This window comes from Paenibacillus sp. FSL R10-2734, assembly GCF_037963865.1.
Taxonomy (GTDB): Bacteria; Bacillota; Bacilli; order Paenibacillales; family Paenibacillaceae; genus Paenibacillus_AQ.
In genome coordinates this window covers 6,536,534-6,554,800 of the sequence record NZ_CP150170.1, presented here as the reverse complement: position 1 = coordinate 6,554,800, position 18,267 = coordinate 6,536,534, and the positions used below count along the sequence as shown (strand labels likewise).

The following is an 18,267-nucleotide window of genomic DNA, read 5'->3' as shown; positions in this document are numbered from 1 at the left end:
AGGTGGTGATGACGTGGATCATCTGTTATCTATCAAACATCTGTCCAAATCGTTTACATTGCATAACTTAAATAAACATATTCCGGCTGTAGAGGATGTGAACCTGCAATTACAAGCAGGAGAGTTCGTAGGCATTACAGGCAAGAGCGGAAGCGGCAAGTCAACAATTCTGAAATGTATCTACCGTACATATCTGCCTCATGCGGGTAACATATGGTACCATTCGTCGAAATATGGCGTCATCGATCTGACAATGGCTTCTGAGCGAATGATCATTGAATTACGAAAATTTGAGATTGGCTATGTTTCGCAATTTTTGAATGTGATGCCACGGACAACGGCAAGAGAGCTTGTTCGCGAAGCAATCATGGAAATGGGATATGAACTCGAGGTCGCTGAAGCAGAAACCGTGCGTATGCTGGAGCACTTTGAACTGGATCGCAGCTTATGGGACAGCTATCCTGCAACATTTTCAGGCGGTGAAAAGCTTCGTTTGAATATTGCTAGAGCGATGGTGAAGCGACCAAGACTTCTCTTATTGGATGAGCCTACAGCAAGCCTTGATCAAGCATCTAAGTATAAGGTGAAAATATTGATTGAGCAGCTTATGAAGGAAGGCACGACCATGCTGGGGATCTTTCATGATCTTGAGTTTATGCACGATCTCTGTAATAAAGAGTATCACATTGAGGGTGGGAAAATGTCTCTCTCTAGTGATAATCAAAAGATTACAAATTAATTAATTAAAGTAAACATTAAGATTATATTCCGAAAATATTCCAGATATATACTAGAGTTATTGAAAGATAAATAAAGATTTGAGAGGGGTTAAATCAATGAAAAAGATGTTACTATCAACAATTCTTACACTATCACTTGTCACAGTAGCAGGTTGCGGTTCAAATGATAGTGAGGCATCTGGTGCAGCAAATTCTACGAAATCGAAAGAGAAGGATACAATTACCATGGTGTGGTATCCAAATGAATCAGGCGCGGATCTGCAAGCTACACGCGATGAATTCTCCAAGCTTATTGGCGATGCTACAGGTAAAAAAGTAATTAATCAAACAACAACTGACTATATTATTGCGATCGAAGCTATCGCAAATGGCAATGCAGACTTGTCCTATATGGGACCACAAGGATATGTTGAAGCACATACAAAGAACGATAAAGTACTTCCGCTTGTTGTACCTAGTGGAGAGTCTGGAACACTCGATGATGCACTATATTACAGCTGGTTAAGTGTTAAAAAAGGTGAAGAAGCAGCATATCAAAGTGGTGACAAATTTGCTATCGATAATATTGCTGGCAAGAAATTCTCGTTTGTCTCGAACTCTTCAACCTCAGGCTTTAAAGTTCCTGTTGCGGGTATCTTGGGTTACTTTGGTAAACAGGATAAGTACAAGGAACTTACTAGTGATGATCTCTTACAAGGTGGCAAGGATGATTTTTTTAGTGAAGTACTTTATGGTGGATCTCATCAAGGCTCCGCAGTTAACCTGCTGACTGGCAAAGCAGATGTTGCAGCATTTTGTGATACATGTGTTGCCAACTACGTAGATTTGGAATCCGGTTCAGAGAATAAACCAGGTGCAGTTTATAAAGTGAAGGAAGGCGCTGCTGAGCCATTCAACACTTTGGTTGGTAAAGAATTCTCATTGATTTCTGTAACGCCAGTATTGAACTCGCCGATTACAATTAATACGGAAACAGTAAGCGCAGAAGATAAGAAGAAGCTTGAAGAGCTGTTTACCTCTGATGCTGTAACCAAGAATACGAAAATCTTCCTTCCAAAAGATTCGAAAGAAGTAGGCATATTCAAGCAAAAATCAGGCGAAGAAAAATTCCTGACGACTGATGATGCATGGTTCAATCCGATAAGAGAATTGACTCAATAATTAGGCAGCAAGAAGACATTGATCTAGCGAGGGAGTTAACTATGACAACGTTATTGGAATTCAAGCACGTATCAAAACAATACAGCAAGGATACAAGAGCGTTATCAGATGTCAACTTCGCTGTGAAAGAAGGAGAGTTCCTGTCCATCATTGGACCTTCAGGAGCGGGTAAATCCACTCTCCTTCGTTGTATTAACCGAATGATCGATGCTAGCAGCGGAGAAATCATGTTTGATACCGATAATATTATGAATTATAAAAAAAGTGAGTTAAAGAAGCTTCGAACCCAAATTGGAATGATTTTTCAACATTATAATCTCGTAAATCGTTTAAGCGTCATTGAGAATGTCTTGCATGGTCGACTTGGTTACAAGTCGACCATGGCAGGCATACTTGGTCTCTATTCGAAGGAAGAGAAGAAGCAGGCCTATCATATCTTGAACCTTCTTGGTTTGCAGGAACAAGTTCATAAGCGCTGTGATCAATTGAGTGGCGGACAAAAGCAACGTGTCGGCATTGCGAGAGCACTAGTGCAAAATCCTAAGCTGCTCCTTTGTGATGAGCCGATAGCATCGCTAGATCCAAATGCATCTAAGACGATTATGGAATATTTGCGTAGAATTTGTTCTGAAATGGGCATTACCGTAATTATCAATTTGCATCAGGTGGATGTAGCAATGAAGTTTTCTGACCGCATTATTGGCGTGAACGAGGGATCGATTGTTTATGATGGCCCTCCATCCGAAATCACAAATGAGCTGCTGAGAACCATTTATGGAGCAGAGCTGGATGAATATATGACGGAAGAAAGGGATACGTATGCAGGATAGCTTCTTTCTTCGTAAGCGTTTAAACACGTCGCTCTATTGTGCATTGCTTTTTCTTATCACGATCGCTGCAATCATCATTACACAATATGATATTGTTAAGGGTTTTACGTCTATACCGAAGGCAGCGGAGTGGGCAGTTAGTAACTTTTATCCGAATGCAAAAGCAATGACAAAGCTACCTGATATCCTGGATTCCTTAATGGAGACCTTGCTGGTGTCGATCGCTGCAACAACTGTAGCGGGCATATTCGCATTCCTGTTCGCTATACTTGGTTCTACAACGACTGGTATAGGCGGAGTGTTCAGTCTATTAAGTCGCTGGATCGCCACCTTATTTCGGAACATTGATGTCGCGGCATGGTCGATGATATTACTTATTTCTTTTGGACAGAGTGTGATGACAGGATATCTAGCCCTTTTCTTTGGCTCCTTTGGGTTTCTGACCCGTGCCTTTATGGAGTCTATTGATGAGGTTAGTAATAGCTCTGTAGAAGCTTTAAGAGCGACAGGTGCCAGCTACTTCTCAATTATCGTACACTCGGTTATCCCATCCAGTATTCCGCAGCTCATTAGTTGGATTTTATTTATGATAGAAACTAATATTCGACAGGCTACACTCATTGGGATATTAACAGGCACAGGTGTTGGTTTTTTATTCAGCCTGTATTATAAGAGCTTAAACTACAGCTCTGCTTCCCTAGTTGTGATCGCAATTATCGCCGTAATATTTATTATTGAAGCAGTCTCCAACTATGTCAGGAGGGTGATTTTGTAGTATGGAACTTCAAGAAGCAGTTCGAGCCCCATATGAACGAGAGCGCTACAATGATCGCTCCCCAGATTTGTTGATCCCGAGAAAGCCGTTCAACAAAGGCTCGTTTGCTATTCTAATGACGTTGCTCGTTCTCGCTTTTCTAACCATGTACGGATTTATCTCCTTTGATTATAAGGATTTGGACTTCGGAGCAGCCATTCAATCGACACTGCAGACGCTTCGCACGATGTTCTTTTCACCTGCGCTTAATCATTTCAATTTCAGTCATGCATTATACCAGGTGTTGATTACGTTAGGTCTTGCATTTCTAACAACGTTGTTTGGCGCAGTGATTGCTTTGTTTCTGGGACTATTAGCATCGCGTAATTTATCCTCCCCATTGCTGTCAACCATCGTAAGAAGTGTCGTTGCATTTATCCGCGCAGTTCCTACAGTGCTTTGGGTACTTATCTTCGCCGTCGCAGCTGGACTGGGTAGTGTTGCAGCTGTCATCGGCATGACCTTTCATTCCATTAGCTATCTAGTAAAAGCGTATTCGGAATCATTTGAAGAGCTGGATAACGGAGTTATTGAAGCGTTGAAAGCAAGTGGTGCGGGCTGGTGGCAGATTGTCTTTCAAGCCGTTATTCCTTCGTCCATAACATACTTGATTTCTTGGACCTTTATGCGACTGGAGATTAACTTCGCTGTAGCTGTAGCCATGGGGGCTGCGGCGGGAGCGGGCGGTATTGGATATGATATGTTTATGGCGAGTGCTTTTTACTACGATGTGAGAGAGATTGGAGCTATAACGTATTTCATTTTAGTCCTAGCCGTTCTGATGGAGTTGTTCGCGACCCGTTTAAAGAAGAAATTGAAGGTTAAAGTGTAAAGCTATATTTTTTACAAATTGTATTGTTCATAATAGTATGCTAAATTATAATCTGTTTGATAGAACACACAGGTTAGAGCCTATATGGGCTCTTTTTTTTGTTAGGTAGCGGGGTGAAGAATATGGATACTAGAAAAATAGAGCGTTCAATCAAGTATGCAAAAGTGTCGTACTATATGAACATTGTTATGGCCGTTGGAAAAATGATTGTCGGGCTTTATACCGCCTCAATCTTCTTATGTATATATGCTTTGTACAATGTAGGGCTGGCCTTAGCGAAGGCAACGGCGGTCAAAGGACATCATGCGGGGAAACAGCCGCCTGACGAATCACATGCTTATGGATATGGCAGAGAAGAATATAAAAGCTATTTCAAGGTTGGTATCATCTTGACTACGTCTAGCATTCTTTTTATCATCTATTGCTTGCGTTTATTTCTGTATGGTAGCTCTGCGAGTTATTCGATGAATATTGCACTTGCGATCGCGTGCATGACTTTTGTAGAAATTGGTATGGCAGTGCATGGATCGATAGTCACGATGAAAAATGGGAATGTGCCAGCAGTTTCTGCAATCAAGTTATCCAATCTAGCTGCCTCCTTGATATCCCTCGTTCTAACGCAGACAGCTATACTTTCGTTCACACATCAAGGGGATATGTCTTATTATAACGGCCTTGCGGGCCTGATCTTCGGTGGGCTTGCTGTTATGATCGGTATGGGTATGATGCTACAAATGCATCGTGTACTGAATGGTAAGCACTACTCATCTGTTAGGAGAAAGCTATTCAAGACTGTAAAGGCTTGTGGAGTGAATCTTTCTATTGCACCTGTTCGTTACGAAGATCATGGTCCTAGAAGGAAGCTTCTATATGTCCATGAAATACACAGGGATTCAAGGGAACAATATGAGGAGGTCAAGGTCAGGTTTAAGCATGATTGGAATATTGAATTGATTGAAGTATCGAAGGATGCTATGGGCTGAAGTAACACAAAAAAAAGTGCTTGCCATGTCATTATATTTCTGGTATCATAATTTTTGTTGTCACGTTGAGACAAGCTGTTGCTAAGGCCCGTTGGTCAAGGGGTTAAGACACCTCCCTTTCACGGAGGTAACATGGGTTCGAATCCCATACGGGTCATATTATGCGGTAGTGGTGGAATGGCAGACACGCTATCTTGAGGGGGTAGTGGGTGTATACCCGTGGAGGTTCGAGTCCTCTCTACCGCATACAAATAAAAAGTAAGAAATCCTTTGCTTCGCAGAGGTTTTCTTACTTTTTTTTTATAAGATGAGACAAGCTGATTTAATTCTTGAAAGCTCTAGCATACTGTGGATAGAGCTGTTTGACACAGTCAGGGCAGATGTCATGGGTGAATTGCAGAGAAAGCTGATGCTTTAAAAAATGTTCAATGGTGATCCATTCATCCTTAGAATTTCGAATGGATTTGCAGGAAGCGCAGATGGGGATTAACTCATGTGTTGGCTGGCCCAAATCATATAGAGAAATTATAAAAGCAGCTTCTAAGTAATGATCTGAGAGAAGAGGATAGATCTCTAAACGGAAGATTCGGTTCCCTTTATTAGCGGTTTGTATGGAGAACTCAGAAGTATAAACCTGACACTCTCTGCGGAGTATATATTTCATCGATTCATCAAGCGTAGCGCATTGATCGGAATCGACAATCACATCTTGCATAAGTTCCGCATAATAAGCTCCAATCCATTTGTTGTGAGTGGAAAGACCGTATTCATAACTAAACACCTTCCACTTACTGTTGGTGAACTGGATAACTCCTTGGCTGTTGATGACCACTGCATTGTGGGGGAGGCGTTCAAGTGAATGGATAATGGAAGATGATAAGCACTTTGACAAAAGTCACCGCTCCCTCCTAGAGATCCTTCAGGATGACATGCTAATAAAAGGGGCGGACGGCATTACATCAGAACCTTGTCACCGGAGTCGCCTCTTATCGTCACTCTAGCCATATGATATAATCGGATAATACATAGTAGCACTAATTATATACTTTTTTACGTCATTTTGCAATAGCTAATTACTTAAATAAGTGTCTTTTTTTATTTTTTTTGAAGGGCGGTTTACTGATGCAGACCATTTACGAACGTATAGAGTATTTGATTAAGCAAAAAGGTCTGACCAAGAAATCATTTTGTGAGCAGTTAAATATAAGCACAGGTAATATGGGAGATTGGAAGCGTGGCAAATCTACACCGGGAACACATAAATTGATTGAGATCGGTGCTTTTTTTCATGTAAGCCTGGATTGGCTGATTTTAGGTAGAAATACATCTGAAATATTGAAAGAGAGCAGTGAGGACTATGATTTCGGAGAAGTGAAGCTGAATGAAGGTCAACTGGATGAGTTGCTTCCAGAAGAAAAGCAATTCATTAAAGAATACATAGCTTTCGCTGAGTATCGTAAGCAGAAATTAGTCGACGAAAATTCTTGAGTCTGCGCCTTTACTTTTTGGGGAAGTGCATTTATAATAATGAATGTTGACCTCAAACAAAGTTTTATGTTTAACACACCGCGCGGTAGTGGTGGAATGGCAGACACGCTATCTTGAGGGGGTAGTGGGTGTATACCCGTGGAGGTTCGAGTCCTCTCTACCGCATACTAATAAAAAAAGCAAAAAAACCTTGAAAAATCAAGGTTTTTTTGCTTTTTTTATTTTTGTCAAAGAACTAACACCTGTAAAATACTAATGCCAAAACTTATGGACTCCAAATAAAGAAGAGGAATTCAAAAAAAATTAAAAATTGACGGATATTCAGGTGATTTAAAAAAGCAACTTGTCTGATGACAAGTTGCTTTTTTATCTAAACTAGTTAATGGATGTAGTTCAAAAGATATTTGTATCAAATAGCTAATAAAGATACATGAGGAGAGAAGAGAATAATCAATAAAATGGTGTTTGGAAGAATACTTTAAGTGAGTTTTAAACTGAAATTGTAAATCTGTGACTCAGAGCCCCAGGATCAACCGGTGCTGCTAGTTGTTCAAGTATTTTTAGCCCGCTGCAAAGCCTTTCTAAGAATGCGGTAATTCCACACGGTCCAATCGGTAGGCAAAGCTCCAGCACAGTGCGTATTTCGAAACTCAAGCTATAAACTAGCGACAGAGCTGTCTACCGAAGTGGTCTGTCTATTGGGAAAACTAAGATATACTAGTGTCCATTTTTAAGTTAATGTACAAGATAATCCAATTGAGCACCATCATGAGGTTACTAAAAAAAGTAAGTCAGAACCTTCATTAAGGTTATGACTTACTTTTTTTGATTTGATCTGATTTGATTTGTTTATTTTCCTACTGTATGTAAATGGATTGTGTGTTTATGGTTTAAGTGGAACGATAATATTACATTTAGTCTTCATTTGAGCACGAATGAGAAGCGATATGCATATTAATACAATTTTTAATTATTGAAAATTAGTGAATATATTACATAGTAAGGAATATTATATATATGAAACATTTAAAGTTTTTTATGGGAATATATGGACTATAAATATAGTAATGTGGTATAACATTGTTATGAGGGGGTGCCAAATATGAATACGGCTATATATGTTAGCGATTTATCCCACATTTATGAGTCTAAAAAAGGAAAAGTTACGGCGCTGAAAAATCTTAATTTAGATATTAACAAAGGAGAAATATTTGGAATATTAGGTCCGAATGGTGCTGGGAAAACCACCTTGATAAAGATTTTGTCAACATTACTTATTCCAATGAATGGAAATGTGGAAATTTTGGGATATGATATTTTGAAATTTAGAAATATTATCAGAAAAGAAATAGGATTAATCAGTAGTGGTGAAAGAGGCCTATATTGGAAGCTAACAGGAAAAGAAAATCTCAAATATTTTGCAGAACTAAATAATTTAAAGTCTTCAAGTTATAAACAAAAGATTAATGAAATTCTCGAATTTATGGGTTTATCTGATTCTAAAGACAAGCTAGTTAGCACATATTCAAAAGGGATGAAACAACGATTACATATTGCCAGAGGATTGTTAACAGATCCCAAAATATTGTTTATGGATGAACCTACATCGGGTTTAGATATCGAAGTATCAAAAGAAATGCAAAATTTAATAAAGGATCTATCGAAGGAGGGTAAAACAATTGTCTATACAACTCATTACATGAAAGAAGCAGAAGAATTATGTGATAGAATAGCTTTTTTAAAAAAGGGGAGGTTGGTCGAATTAAACACTCCTGAGTATTTAACTCAAAGCTTAAAAGGGGTAAACATTACAAGAATAGAGTTCCAAGAAGTGTCAAAATTAGATGTTGAAAGTATAGTTGGGAAAAACATGATTTTCAATAAAATTAATGATTTCATTTTAGAAATAGAAGTTCCATTAGAAAATAACGTTCCTGAATTTATTTTTTCGAATTTTAAAACAAGTAAGATAAAGAATTTTTCTGTTAAAAAATATGATCTTGAGGATGTTTATTTAAATCTTATGAAGAGAGTGGATGATTAATATTTATGGTGTTATTAGGAAGATATTGGCGATAACTTATTTTTCGTTCTTATCAATGAGAAGAGAAAAAAATTGGATAATTAGTATCTTAGGCGTTCCATTATCTTTTTCGCTTTCAATTCTGTTTATTTATGAAGGTGATTTTAGTAGTTACTATATTTCATACATAATTATAGGATCAATAATTTTAGGAATGTGGAGCGCTAATGTAATATTTACAGGTTTTGAATTAAGGAAAGAATTTGCTTTTTCTACAGTTGATTACGTTATTTTATCCCCTACGAATTTATGGTTTTTTATCTTCTCTAAGAGCATCCTTTACTCAATTTTAGGTCTTATTAATTTTTTTATACTTACATTTATTAGTGTTTTGATCGAACCTAGTTGTTTGAACGATTTGAGATTGTTTCCATTGATACTTGGCATTTTATTATCAATATTTTTCTTTTCAATATTAGGAGCATTTTTGTGTGGGTTATTTATGATATTAAAAGACTTTAATTCACTTTCTACAATACTAACCAGATTAATATTCATTATCTCTGGTGTAATGTTTCCGCTAAACTATCTTCCTAGAGAAATAAGGTTCTTCGGATATTTGGTCCCAACGACATGGATTGTTAATATGCTGAGAGACATTTCAACTAATAGTTTTTCGTTTATTTTGTTTTTCCAGTATGTGATTATTATCACTTTGTTGTCTGGGGTATATCTTTTCCTGTCTTTAAGGATATTCAGCTTAATCGAAAATAGATACCAAAAAAACAAATTATTCGAGGTCTAATATGTCATATCTAAGAAAAATGTTTACTCTATCAATATTATCTTTTAAAGGTTCAAATATTTCAGTTAATGGCCACCAATATGTAATCAATAAATTATTAGTTCCATTCTTGGAAATTACTTTTTTTTATATAGTGACAATGTATTTTCGAGGAAATGAATACAGGTATTTGGAATTCATGTTAATAGGTAATTCTGTGTATATGGTTAGCCTAAGTACTGTTATGGGAATTGTTTTCACTATTGCTAGAGATAGAGAGATTGGAATGTTACCTATTGTTTTGATAAGCCCTATTCGAAAAAGTAATTTGTTTATCGCAAAATCAGTTCTACATATCATTGAGGGTGTTTTATTAGGATGTATTGGGTTTATTTTTTCAGTGCTTTTTTTAGGATTGGAAATTGAACTCGATAGTGCTTTCTTAGTATTTGTTATTCTATTCCTCATTTCTCTTTCAATGGCTTCTTTAGGAATTCTATTAGGGTGCCTCACGATGATACTTAAGGATACAATTGCATTTGCAAACTTTGCACTTTTATTTTTGCTGTTCGTTTCTGGAGTAAATTTTCCTGCCGAGGAGCTCCCCATGAGTTTGGCTTTTTTTTCCAAACTGTCTCCATTATATTATGGCTTAGAAGTAATACGAGGCATCATAGTGTCAAAAACATTCTCAATTGAATCTTTAGTGTCAATGTTACTAGTAAGTTTAGGTTATTTTTTATTGTCAATTTGTATATTTAAAACAATTGAGATGTTTGCACTAAAAAAATCAACATATGAATAGGAGGTGTTGTTATGGGATCCGAAAGTATTAAGCCAATCCGATTGTTTGAAAAAATCCAAGAATCAATTAAAGCATCTGTAAAAATAACTACCCTTAAGGAACAAACCAATAAGAAATAAGTAATTTATACATGGTGGAAATTGAGCTAGGGGAGCTCTTCGGTAGGTGAATTTACTTTTATTCAATTTAAAATCAATATTTTTGTAATCATTGGAGGCTTCTTTATGATATTCGAACATCTTAATGAAGTTATTGCTGATTTTACAATCTCATTAGACTATGACTCTATTATACAACCTGAAATATATGAAATTGGAGTTTCAAAAATTCCAAATTTATATTTTAATTACAAGCATAATTTAGGAGAAAGAATACGACCTGGAGTTCTTAAAATCGAAAAAAAAGAATATGAAGAAATAAAACTCGATGTGTGTAATAAATTATTATTTGAGAATGAATTTGTTGACAACTTGGTAGTAAAAGGAACTAATAGTCTCAATGAATTAGAAAACACTATTGAAATTATGAATCATACTAATATTTCAAAAATTGATCGTGATTTGTTTAATAAATTAATTCAACAAATGACAGACGTGTCTGCAATGACTAGTTTCAATTGGTTGATTCCTTTAGAACAAATGAAATATTCTTTTCTTTTAAGTTTGGGACCTGAAGCGGGAATTGAGACATTTTTAAGAATTGCAACCCCGGATGTGTTACCCCATTACTCACTTTTAGAGTTGAAAACTCTAGAATTAGCTAAAGAATTCTTCAGTGGATATTCTATTGATTTAGAATATTATAAAGACTACTATGGATGTTTGTTTGATTTTGGAATACGGGATTCTCAGATGGAGAACGATGATATTATTTTGGATAAAATAACTAGGGTTTTTGATGAATGTAATAAGGATGTTGGAGAGATTGATAAGCGTATTGATAGTATCAATTTCACTAAAAAATTAAGTATAGATAATAAAAATAGAAGCATTCGAAATATTCTACGTAAAATTAGCGGAGGAACGTTAGGAAATTCTCAAGCCAGCGAATTATTACAATATTCTAGAATGCTAGAATTTATTAATGAAGAAGAAGAAAGAAGACATATTTTACAAATGCGTTTTCAAAGAATAATGAAAAAATTATTAGAGCACTATAAATTTAACATAGAAAATACAACAATTGATGAAATTGAATCTGGTTTATAGAGGAGTTAATAAGGTGAAATATATTATTGATATTGATGAGGAATATACTTATCTAAATGAAGTGGGAAGAAAAGCATATAATTTGCATCTATTAAAAAAGAATAATATTCCTATTCCCAAAACACTAGTACTATCAAAATCATGTGCAGAATATTATCTGAACTTTAATAACATTAAAAACCCAATAGAACAAAAAGAAAAAATATTAACGGGAGTCTTTCCTCCTGAGATTTCTCATGCCTTAGAGAATGCTTTGAAAATAAATTTAAGTAATCAAAAACTAGTATGTAGGTCTTCTTCACTAAATGAAGATAGTGAATTTACTAGTTTTGCAGGACAATTTACTTCTATTATTGGGATTTGTAGTTTCGAGCAATTGATTCAAGCAGTAAAAATATGCTGGTATAATAACTACAATCAAAATATTTCAGAGTATAGTAATTATTTTGGTGTTCCTGAAGCATTGTACCTTCCGCTAATAATTCAAAGTATGGTTCTTTCGCGAAGCGCTGGAGTAGCATTTTTCGATGCTATTAATAATAAGTTGATTATTGAATCTAATTGGGGTTTAGGAATGTCTGTAGTAGATGGAAGTACGACGCCTGATAAATTCATAATTTATAAGGATGAAATATCTATTCAAATCAAAAAAAAAGCAATTGCTTTTTTCTCTTATGAAGGAATTAAAAATCGTAACACTGGAGATGTAGTATTCGTAAAGATTAATGATGTTGATTATAGTTGTAATTTAATTCATGTAGATGCTTTTGACGAAACTGCTCTATTTCAACTAGGCAATGAGTTAAAAGAGAAAGCATCAATAGAGGTTGATGAAGCAAAAGCGATTAATGATTTAGCCTGCAAGATATATGATTTATTTAATGTGGGGATTGATATTGAGTGGACCTTTGATTTTTCTGGACGATTATTAATACTTCAAGCTAGACCAATTACCGCTACGATAAATTTTGACGAAGGCAATGTAGAAGTGCCCACTTTTTCTATAATAGGTGTTCCATCTTCTCCTGGACAGTACATAGGTAATGCTAAAGTTATAAAAGATACAACTGATTTTAATAAAGTGATGAAAGGGGATATTTTGGTATGCAGATCTACTAATTCATCATTTATGAATGTTATGAAATTAGCAGGAGGGATAATAACTGAAGAAGGAGGAATTTTAAGTCACACAGCAATTGTGTCAAGAGAAATGGGGATTCCTTGTATAACAGAAGTTAAAGATGCGCTAAATAGAATCAAGGACTTGGATCTCATAATGGTAAACGGTACTAAAGGTGTAATAAGTTATGATATTAATGAATTTAATACTGATAAAGCAGTGCAATTAAAAGAAACGATATATAAGTATGAGGAGATTACTTTTCATGCTTTTTTATTATTCTATAATTTTAAAAAAGAAAGGAACCTAACAAATAAAGATATATCATATGAGGAGTTTGAAGATTATATTTTGAAAATTTCAAATATAGGGAGAGAGAAAAAAGTTCTAATATGCGATAAAATTCCAATTAAGAAATTTCGTTATCTTGTTGAAAAGATAAAAAATTCTGAAAAAATCAAAAAATACTTTATTTTCAGAGAAGGGGTGGAAAATTGAAAGTATCTGTTATTATTCCTACCTATAATAATGGCGATATTATCTTTGAGACTCTTTCTGAGATTATACAAAAGATGAATACGCTGAAATATTTATTTGAAATAATCGTTGTAAGCGATGGAAGTTTAGATAATACAATATCAGAAGTAATTAAAGCAAAAAATCAATATTCTGAGATCAGACTAATTCACTATTCTATGAATTCTGGTAAAGGTGCAGCTGTAACAGTTGGTTTTGCACATGCGCATGGAGAATATGTTGGATTTTTAGATGCCGATAATAGTACAAATCTAGATAGCTGGATAGAGATTTTGAATTTGGCAGTTGATGAGAAGTACGATTGTATAATTGGATCTAGATATAAAGAATATCAAAACATAAAACAACCGTACATTAGGAAGCTTTCAGGGTTTACATTTAATCGTATTGTAAATAGTCTATTTCATTTAGGTGTTAAAGATACACAATGCGGTACGAAAGTATTCTCTCGAAAGTCTGTGGATATTATATTAAGCCACGCTAGTCTAAAGGGATTTGGATTCGATGTGGATTACTTAAATTTGATCAAGAAAAACAGCATCAAAATTATTGAATATCAAATATCTTGGATTCATCATGGAGATTTTGGAACATGGAATAATTTATTAATAATAATAAATATTGGATCATCAATGTTATCTGAAATTTTATCGCTAAAGACAAAGAAAATAAACCCTATAAATTGGAAAGAGATAATAAATAGTTAGTTTTGGAGGGATGGTTTATGGATAGATTAAGTACATCTCAACGATATAATTTTCTTTCGAAAAGCAATAGTACAAACTTTTATTATGAGAGAATAAAAGAATTCGTATATAATCTTTCAGAATCATCTAATATTGTTTTGCCGATTGATGTATACCCTGATGCATATCTAAAGAGTTGGGGATTTCCATCGGGAATAAAACTAGTTTCAGAAAAAAATGGTCTGATTTTTCCGGCGGCTGTACCAGATATTGGTTGTGGGTTTAGAATTATTAAAACTAATTTATTTAAAAGTAATATTGGAAAAACAACAGCTGAAAATATTTTGGAATTATTGGAGGTGTATGCTGGGAAACTGTCACAGTCACGTTTTGATAGGGTGAAGGGACTAGATATTAATAAAATTCTAGAGGAAGGCGTTCATTATCTAATAAAATTAGGCATTGGTAACGAAACTGATTTAATGAGAATGAGAAAAAGTAATAATACTAGTGAAGCCTGTTTACTGATTTCAGATAGTGAAAAAGAAGAACTGAAAAAATATTTTGGTGTATGTGCAGGACATTTTTTAGAAATAAGAATTGTTGAAGAAATTCTTGAACCTGAAATTTCTAATGAATTACAACTTTCAAAGGATCAATTGATTATAATCATACATGCAGGTGCCATGTCTGGTAAAACAATTCTGTTAGAAAATTACTATTATTCAGCAGTGGACTTTGTAATACAAAATCGTTTATTTGAAGTTGAAAAAGTTGAAAAAGGTTTGTTTGGAATACCAATAAATTCAGAGGCTGGACTTCAATATTTGCAAGCGGCCTCCGCTTTAATAAATTATAGTCATGCTAGTAGACATTATGCGCATTATCTTATAGAGGAGTTGTTTAAAGAATACGTACATACTGATTCAAAGTTCGAGCTCATAAGTGATATTTGCCATAGTAAGGTAGAGGTTATAGAAAATGAAAAAGTATTACATGCTCGTGGCTTACAAACGTTATATCCATCTCAACATATAAATACTCTTTCTCCATTTAAAAAGAGTGGTGATATTGGGTTACTTGCTGGAGAAAAGGGAACGAACTCCCATTTAGTAGCTGTTAATCCAAAAATAAAATCTATGGATTATCAATGTAGTCATGGTACTGGTAAATACTTAAATCATACCCGAATTAATGATCTTCCGAATAAGGTAGTGAAAAAAGCTCTGAATTGTTTTTTTGATACGCACTATGACATTATCAATGATTTACCCAAAGATTTCTTTAGTACAAATGAAACACTAGATATACTTCAAAATAAATATAAATTAATTACACCTTGTTTGAGCCTTGCTCCATTTATAAATTTTTGGGGAGAAAAAGACCAATACAGATGACTGTGGGGGGAGTAATAATGAAAGAGAGTGATATTGCATTAATCACCATAGTACATGATCCAACAGGGTTATTGGTAGAGCCTCTAAAAAAAGTTATAGCAGTAATTACTAATTATTTTAATTATAAGTATGTTGCTGTGAGTGAATTTACGGCAAAAGAGTTAGTGGAACTATTAACCCTACATCATTTCAAAGTTTTTACTGTAGAGAAAAGAGGCGCAGCGGAGGCTCGAAGAGGTATAATTAATCTGGTAGGGCCATTTTCTCATGGATACTATCATTATTGTGATTTAGACCGATTAGTTACATGGATGTTGATGTATCCAGATGAACTGGAAATGGTGCATGGAGAAGCGATTAACCATGACTACTTAATATTAGGTCGCACAAAGAAAGCATTTATTTCACATCCTGTAGCATGGCAAGAAACAGAGTTGATATCAAATAAGATTTTCTCTGTTAATTTCGGGCAAGAAGTGGATATTTGTGCAGGCTCTTGTATTATGAGTAGAAAAGCTCTTATGCAGATCGCAGAGAAATCAAAATCGCGAATTACTGATGCTGAATGGCCCCTTATTGTAGGGAATATGTCTACAAAACAGGAGATTGGCTTTATAGAGACGGATGGATTAATGTACTTGGATTTCAACAAATCAAAAGCAAGTAGCGAGTTAGAGGAGTGGCATGCAAGAGTAAAACTGTTATTTTATATAAGTGAGTCAATTCAAGAAGTACAAAAGGCAAGGGAATGAAAAAAACTCAATGAATTATCGACGCAGAACTTTTCCAATATTAAATTTTAATGAAGCTGTGACGATATTCCTGAAGAAACAAGATATCAGCAGGCAATCATACATTTGATTTTGCCAATGTAATATAAATTTAAAAGTATTATTAAACGGAATATTAAATTGAAGGAGAATAAGCACAAATAAATCCCTATAACACCTACATAAATTTGCTAATGAGCCTTCGGCTTAGGATGGGAATTTCAAAAAGACCTAGCATGAAAACAATAAAAAATGATGTTTTTAAGAATCTAATGCGATTCTATATGGGTAAGCCAATGGCAGCAGATTCGCAACGTTTCAGTCCCACATATCACACCTCCATTATTGCTATGGTAAGTTCGAATTTTCCTTCTTTTCCTTGCGGAAATGCAGCGTTTGTCTGGTCAGGCAGGTCCAACTATCCTCGGCTTCGTTGTACGTCCAATTCTCAATTTTTGCGATATCCGCTTTTCAGGCTTCACTCTTCTCTTTATACTAGCCTTCATACTTCACCACGGCCTGAATCTCTTCCTTTTCCAAGTAGGCTTAGTTATCTTCGTCACTACGATACCTAGCATCCTCAATGACTGTCTGTGGGAGTTTTCCGAGCGTCTGGCTTGCCTTTTCCATATGCGTCTGGAAGCAGCGGATATCCGTCGGTCTTTGCTGTATACTGTACGCCATAATGAATTGGTTTTCGGTTCCAATTTGTACATTGCATCCGGGTTTGAGCTGACCGTTTCTCATGTGATCTTCCTTCATACGCACGAAGGTCGCGTCCGGATCCGTCTTGCTGAAGCTGTTCTGGCTCTCAAGCAGCGCTTGGTACTGTTCGTATTTCAACAGTCTGGGAAGCAAATCTTTGCGGAGCTTCGGACGGATTTTTTTAGAGGCTTGTTTTTGATCTTCTCTAATAGCTGGGCTTCGAGTTTTTGTGTTATTTGTTAGAGTTTCACACTGTTCATCTCCGATGACTCGCCGAGTTCAGGAAGGTCTCTTTCCTGATATTCACGTTCTTCTTGGTTCTCAGCCGCTTCGATGCTAGTAAAGAAGGGGTGTACCTTCTAATGCAATTTCGCCTTATGTTTGCTGACCGCTTTGCCCCCAACAAAGGTGTAGCGATTAGCATTGGCCTCGATCTTAGTGCCGTGGACAAAGTAATGCTCCAGAGAGATGTGTTTTTCGTCTGCCAGAAATTTAAAAATGGCGGTAAATACAGTTTCGATGACGTCCTTCATCCGCTGTAAACGGAAACGGCTAAGGGTACGGAAGTCTGGTCGCTGCCAGTCCGCCAGCCACATGAAGGGGGTGTTCTCCGTCACGGCCGCCACCGTGATAGGCAGCGTCAAAGATGGCGTCGTCCAGCCGATTGACGGCGGCATTCACGACACGAACAAGGTGGTTTTCTGGAATATCTTCTTCCAGATCCATTGGCAATCAAAGTTGGTCCATGGTAAATTGAATGTACAGAAGAAACCTCTCCTTTAAAATGGTTGTGTGGTTTACCAAAGGGCGGTTTCTTTTTGTCAATTTTAGAAAGACTTCTAGAAACTTTTCCCACTTAAACAGCGGAGAGGACGGACTGATTGTGGAAAAGCGGCAGCGTTCGCCTTGGTCTCCGGATTTTTACCGCTAAGGAAAATAAATGAAATCTGGAGACCACAGCGATTGTAACAACGGTCCGTCCGCGGAGCGTCCTCACCAAGATTAACGTTGATCCTACTTAAAAAAGGGTTGATTCCAGGAGCCGTTTGCATGGCTTTTGGGACAGCCCTAGGAACTCATGATCCTAAACAGCCTGTTCCCACAATCGTGGTACGGATGTACGATTCGAAATATACCGAGATCTGGAAAATCTCGCAGTTCAACCATTACTTGACCCTTCCAGTATAATTTTTCGTTAATATTATAAAATGTTCCAACAGATTTTGTGCGCATGACCTATTATAGATTAGTAAACATATTTTCAAATGCAATCCTAATTACATCCGTGCAAAAACCACAAGCACTGGTTTGAATATGGGTCCTATTTTAATTCAATCTAAAATAATGTATGATGTGATGATAAGTGAATTATACGAGGAAGGTG

At 35.9% G+C, this 18,267-nt stretch carries 18 protein-coding genes and 3 tRNA genes; 17 read left to right on the top strand and 4 right to left on the bottom strand.

Going from position 1 to position 18,267, the window contains the following annotated elements:
* Nucleotides 1-13 precede the first annotated feature (13 nt).
* The 8 genes from NSS67_RS28415 to NSS67_RS28380 all read left to right on the top strand — a co-directional run bounded on the left by NSS67_RS28415 (nt 14) and on the right by NSS67_RS28380 (nt 5,606).
* On the top strand, nt 14-739 hold the full coding sequence (locus NSS67_RS28415) for an ATP-binding cassette domain-containing protein (RefSeq protein WP_339317114.1): 726 nt from the start codon (nt 14-16) through the stop codon (nt 737-739).
* Between the two features lie 97 nt (nt 740-836).
* Nucleotides 837-1,901, top strand: coding sequence for a PhnD/SsuA/transferrin family substrate-binding protein (locus NSS67_RS28410; protein WP_339317113.1), 1,065 nt, complete (start codon nt 837-839; stop codon nt 1,899-1,901).
* A gap of 41 nt (nt 1,902-1,942) precedes the next feature.
* Nucleotides 1,943-2,731 carry a phosphonate ABC transporter ATP-binding protein gene (phnC, locus tag NSS67_RS28405; protein ID WP_339317111.1) on the top strand — a complete coding sequence of 263 codons (789 nt, stop codon included), beginning with the start codon at nt 1,943-1,945 and terminating at the stop codon, nt 2,729-2,731.
* Nucleotides 2,721-3,506, top strand: coding sequence for an ABC transporter permease subunit (locus NSS67_RS28400; RefSeq protein WP_339317110.1), 786 nt, complete (start codon nt 2,721-2,723; stop codon nt 3,504-3,506). Before phnC ends, NSS67_RS28400 begins: the two co-directional genes overlap by 11 nt.
* Before the next feature lies 1 nt (nt 3,507).
* The gene (locus NSS67_RS28395; protein WP_339317109.1) at nt 3,508-4,377 is read left to right on the top strand and encodes an ABC transporter permease subunit; all 870 of its coding nucleotides are present in this window, start codon (nt 3,508-3,510) and stop codon (nt 4,375-4,377) included.
* A 122-nt stretch (nt 4,378-4,499) separates the two neighbouring features.
* Nucleotides 4,500-5,360, top strand: a complete 861-nt coding sequence (locus NSS67_RS28390) for a cation transporter (protein WP_339317108.1) — start codon at nt 4,500-4,502, stop codon at nt 5,358-5,360.
* 85 nt (nt 5,361-5,445) lie between these two features.
* Nucleotides 5,446-5,517 (top strand) — tRNA-Glu (locus NSS67_RS28385).
* Nucleotides 5,518-5,523: 6 nt separating this feature from the next.
* A tRNA-Leu gene (locus NSS67_RS28380) sits at nt 5,524-5,606 on the top strand.
* Nucleotides 5,607-5,682: 76 nt separating this feature from the next.
* Here the strand turns inward: NSS67_RS28380 and NSS67_RS28375 are convergent.
* Nucleotides 5,683-6,252, bottom strand: a complete 570-nt coding sequence (locus NSS67_RS28375; RefSeq protein WP_339317107.1) for a hypothetical protein — start codon at nt 6,250-6,252, stop codon at nt 5,683-5,685.
* A gap of 230 nt (nt 6,253-6,482) precedes the next feature.
* On the opposite strand from NSS67_RS28375, the gene NSS67_RS28370 reads away from it, so the two are divergent.
* The 3 genes from NSS67_RS28370 to NSS67_RS28360 all read left to right on the top strand — a co-directional run bounded on the left by NSS67_RS28370 (nt 6,483) and on the right by NSS67_RS28360 (nt 8,892).
* Nucleotides 6,483-6,848, top strand: a complete 366-nt coding sequence (locus NSS67_RS28370; protein WP_339317106.1) for a helix-turn-helix domain-containing protein — start codon at nt 6,483-6,485, stop codon at nt 6,846-6,848.
* Nucleotides 6,849-6,930: 82 nt separating this feature from the next.
* Nucleotides 6,931-7,013: transfer RNA gene (locus NSS67_RS28365), tRNA-Leu, on the top strand.
* A gap of 937 nt (nt 7,014-7,950) precedes the next feature.
* Nucleotides 7,951-8,892, top strand: a complete 942-nt coding sequence (locus tag NSS67_RS28360) for an ABC transporter ATP-binding protein (RefSeq protein WP_339317104.1) — start codon at nt 7,951-7,953, stop codon at nt 8,890-8,892.
* A gap of 910 nt (nt 8,893-9,802) precedes the next feature.
* Here the strand turns inward: NSS67_RS28360 and NSS67_RS28355 are convergent.
* Nucleotides 9,803-10,285 carry a hypothetical protein gene (locus tag NSS67_RS28355; protein WP_339317102.1) on the bottom strand — a complete coding sequence of 161 codons (483 nt, stop codon included), beginning with the start codon at nt 10,283-10,285 and terminating at the stop codon, nt 9,803-9,805.
* A gap of 399 nt (nt 10,286-10,684) precedes the next feature.
* On the opposite strand from NSS67_RS28355, the gene NSS67_RS28350 reads away from it, so the two are divergent.
* Genes NSS67_RS28350 through NSS67_RS28330 form a run of 5 tightly spaced genes read left to right on the top strand, consistent with a single transcriptional unit; the run spans nt 10,685 to nt 16,160 of the window.
* On the top strand, nt 10,685-11,668 hold the full coding sequence (locus NSS67_RS28350; RefSeq protein WP_339317100.1) for a hypothetical protein: 984 nt from the start codon (nt 10,685-10,687) through the stop codon (nt 11,666-11,668).
* A 13-nt stretch (nt 11,669-11,681) separates the two neighbouring features.
* Nucleotides 11,682-13,286 carry a PEP/pyruvate-binding domain-containing protein gene (locus NSS67_RS28345; RefSeq protein ID WP_339317098.1) on the top strand — a complete coding sequence of 535 codons (1,605 nt, stop codon included), beginning with the start codon at nt 11,682-11,684 and terminating at the stop codon, nt 13,284-13,286.
* Nucleotides 13,283-14,032 carry a glycosyltransferase gene (locus NSS67_RS28340; RefSeq protein ID WP_339317096.1) on the top strand — a complete coding sequence of 250 codons (750 nt, stop codon included), beginning with the start codon at nt 13,283-13,285 and terminating at the stop codon, nt 14,030-14,032. The genes NSS67_RS28345 and NSS67_RS28340 overlap by 4 nt, the downstream gene beginning before the upstream one ends.
* Before the next feature lie 17 nt (nt 14,033-14,049).
* A complete protein-coding gene (locus NSS67_RS28335; protein WP_339317094.1) occupies nt 14,050-15,408 on the top strand; it encodes an RtcB family protein in 1,359 nt (452 codons plus the stop codon).
* 17 nt (nt 15,409-15,425) lie between these two features.
* Nucleotides 15,426-16,160 (top strand): hypothetical protein, encoded by a 735-nt coding sequence (locus NSS67_RS28330; RefSeq protein WP_339317092.1) that lies wholly within the window; start codon nt 15,426-15,428, stop codon nt 16,158-16,160.
* Between the two features lie 564 nt (nt 16,161-16,724).
* Here NSS67_RS28330 and NSS67_RS28325 read toward each other — a convergent pair.
* Nucleotides 16,725-17,021: a hypothetical protein gene (locus tag NSS67_RS28325; RefSeq protein WP_339317090.1), complete on the bottom strand. Its 297-nt coding sequence runs from the start codon at nt 17,019-17,021 to the stop codon at nt 16,725-16,727.
* 221 nt (nt 17,022-17,242) lie between these two features.
* On the bottom strand, nt 17,243-17,560 hold the full coding sequence (locus tag NSS67_RS28320) for a transposase (RefSeq protein ID WP_339317088.1): 318 nt from the start codon (nt 17,558-17,560) through the stop codon (nt 17,243-17,245).
* A 373-nt stretch (nt 17,561-17,933) separates the two neighbouring features.
* Between NSS67_RS28320 and NSS67_RS28315 the strand changes: the two genes are divergently transcribed.
* Nucleotides 17,934-18,071, top strand: coding sequence for a hypothetical protein (locus NSS67_RS28315; RefSeq protein WP_339317087.1), 138 nt, complete (start codon nt 17,934-17,936; stop codon nt 18,069-18,071).
* Nucleotides 18,072-18,267: the final 196 nt, after the last annotated feature.

Bases quoted from the DNA above. Each gene is read 5' to 3' on its own strand.
- NSS67_RS28390 (WP_339317108.1), top strand. From the start codon at position 4,500: ATGGATACTAGAAAAATAGAGCGTTCAATCAAGTATGCAAAAGTGTCG.
- NSS67_RS28400 (WP_339317110.1), top strand. From the start codon at position 2,721: ATGCAGGATAGCTTCTTTCTTCGTAAGCGTTTAAACACGTCGCTCTAT.
- NSS67_RS28335 (WP_339317094.1), top strand. From the start codon at position 14,050: ATGGATAGATTAAGTACATCTCAACGATATAATTTTCTTTCGAAAAGC.
- NSS67_RS28360 (WP_339317104.1), top strand. From the start codon at position 7,951: ATGAATACGGCTATATATGTTAGCGATTTATCCCACATTTATGAGTCT.
- NSS67_RS28320 (WP_339317088.1), bottom strand. From the start codon at position 17,560: ATGCCGCCGTCAATCGGCTGGACGACGCCATCTTTGACGCTGCCTATC.
- NSS67_RS28410 (WP_339317113.1), top strand. From the start codon at position 837: ATGAAAAAGATGTTACTATCAACAATTCTTACACTATCACTTGTCACA.
- NSS67_RS28395 (WP_339317109.1), top strand. From the start codon at position 3,508: ATGGAACTTCAAGAAGCAGTTCGAGCCCCATATGAACGAGAGCGCTAC.
- NSS67_RS28330 (WP_339317092.1), top strand. From the start codon at position 15,426: ATGAAAGAGAGTGATATTGCATTAATCACCATAGTACATGATCCAACA.
- phnC (WP_339317111.1), top strand. From the start codon at position 1,943: ATGACAACGTTATTGGAATTCAAGCACGTATCAAAACAATACAGCAAG.
- NSS67_RS28370 (WP_339317106.1), top strand. From the start codon at position 6,483: ATGCAGACCATTTACGAACGTATAGAGTATTTGATTAAGCAAAAAGGT.
- NSS67_RS28350 (WP_339317100.1), top strand. From the start codon at position 10,685: ATGATATTCGAACATCTTAATGAAGTTATTGCTGATTTTACAATCTCA.
- NSS67_RS28315 (WP_339317087.1), top strand. From the start codon at position 17,934: ATGGCTTTTGGGACAGCCCTAGGAACTCATGATCCTAAACAGCCTGTT.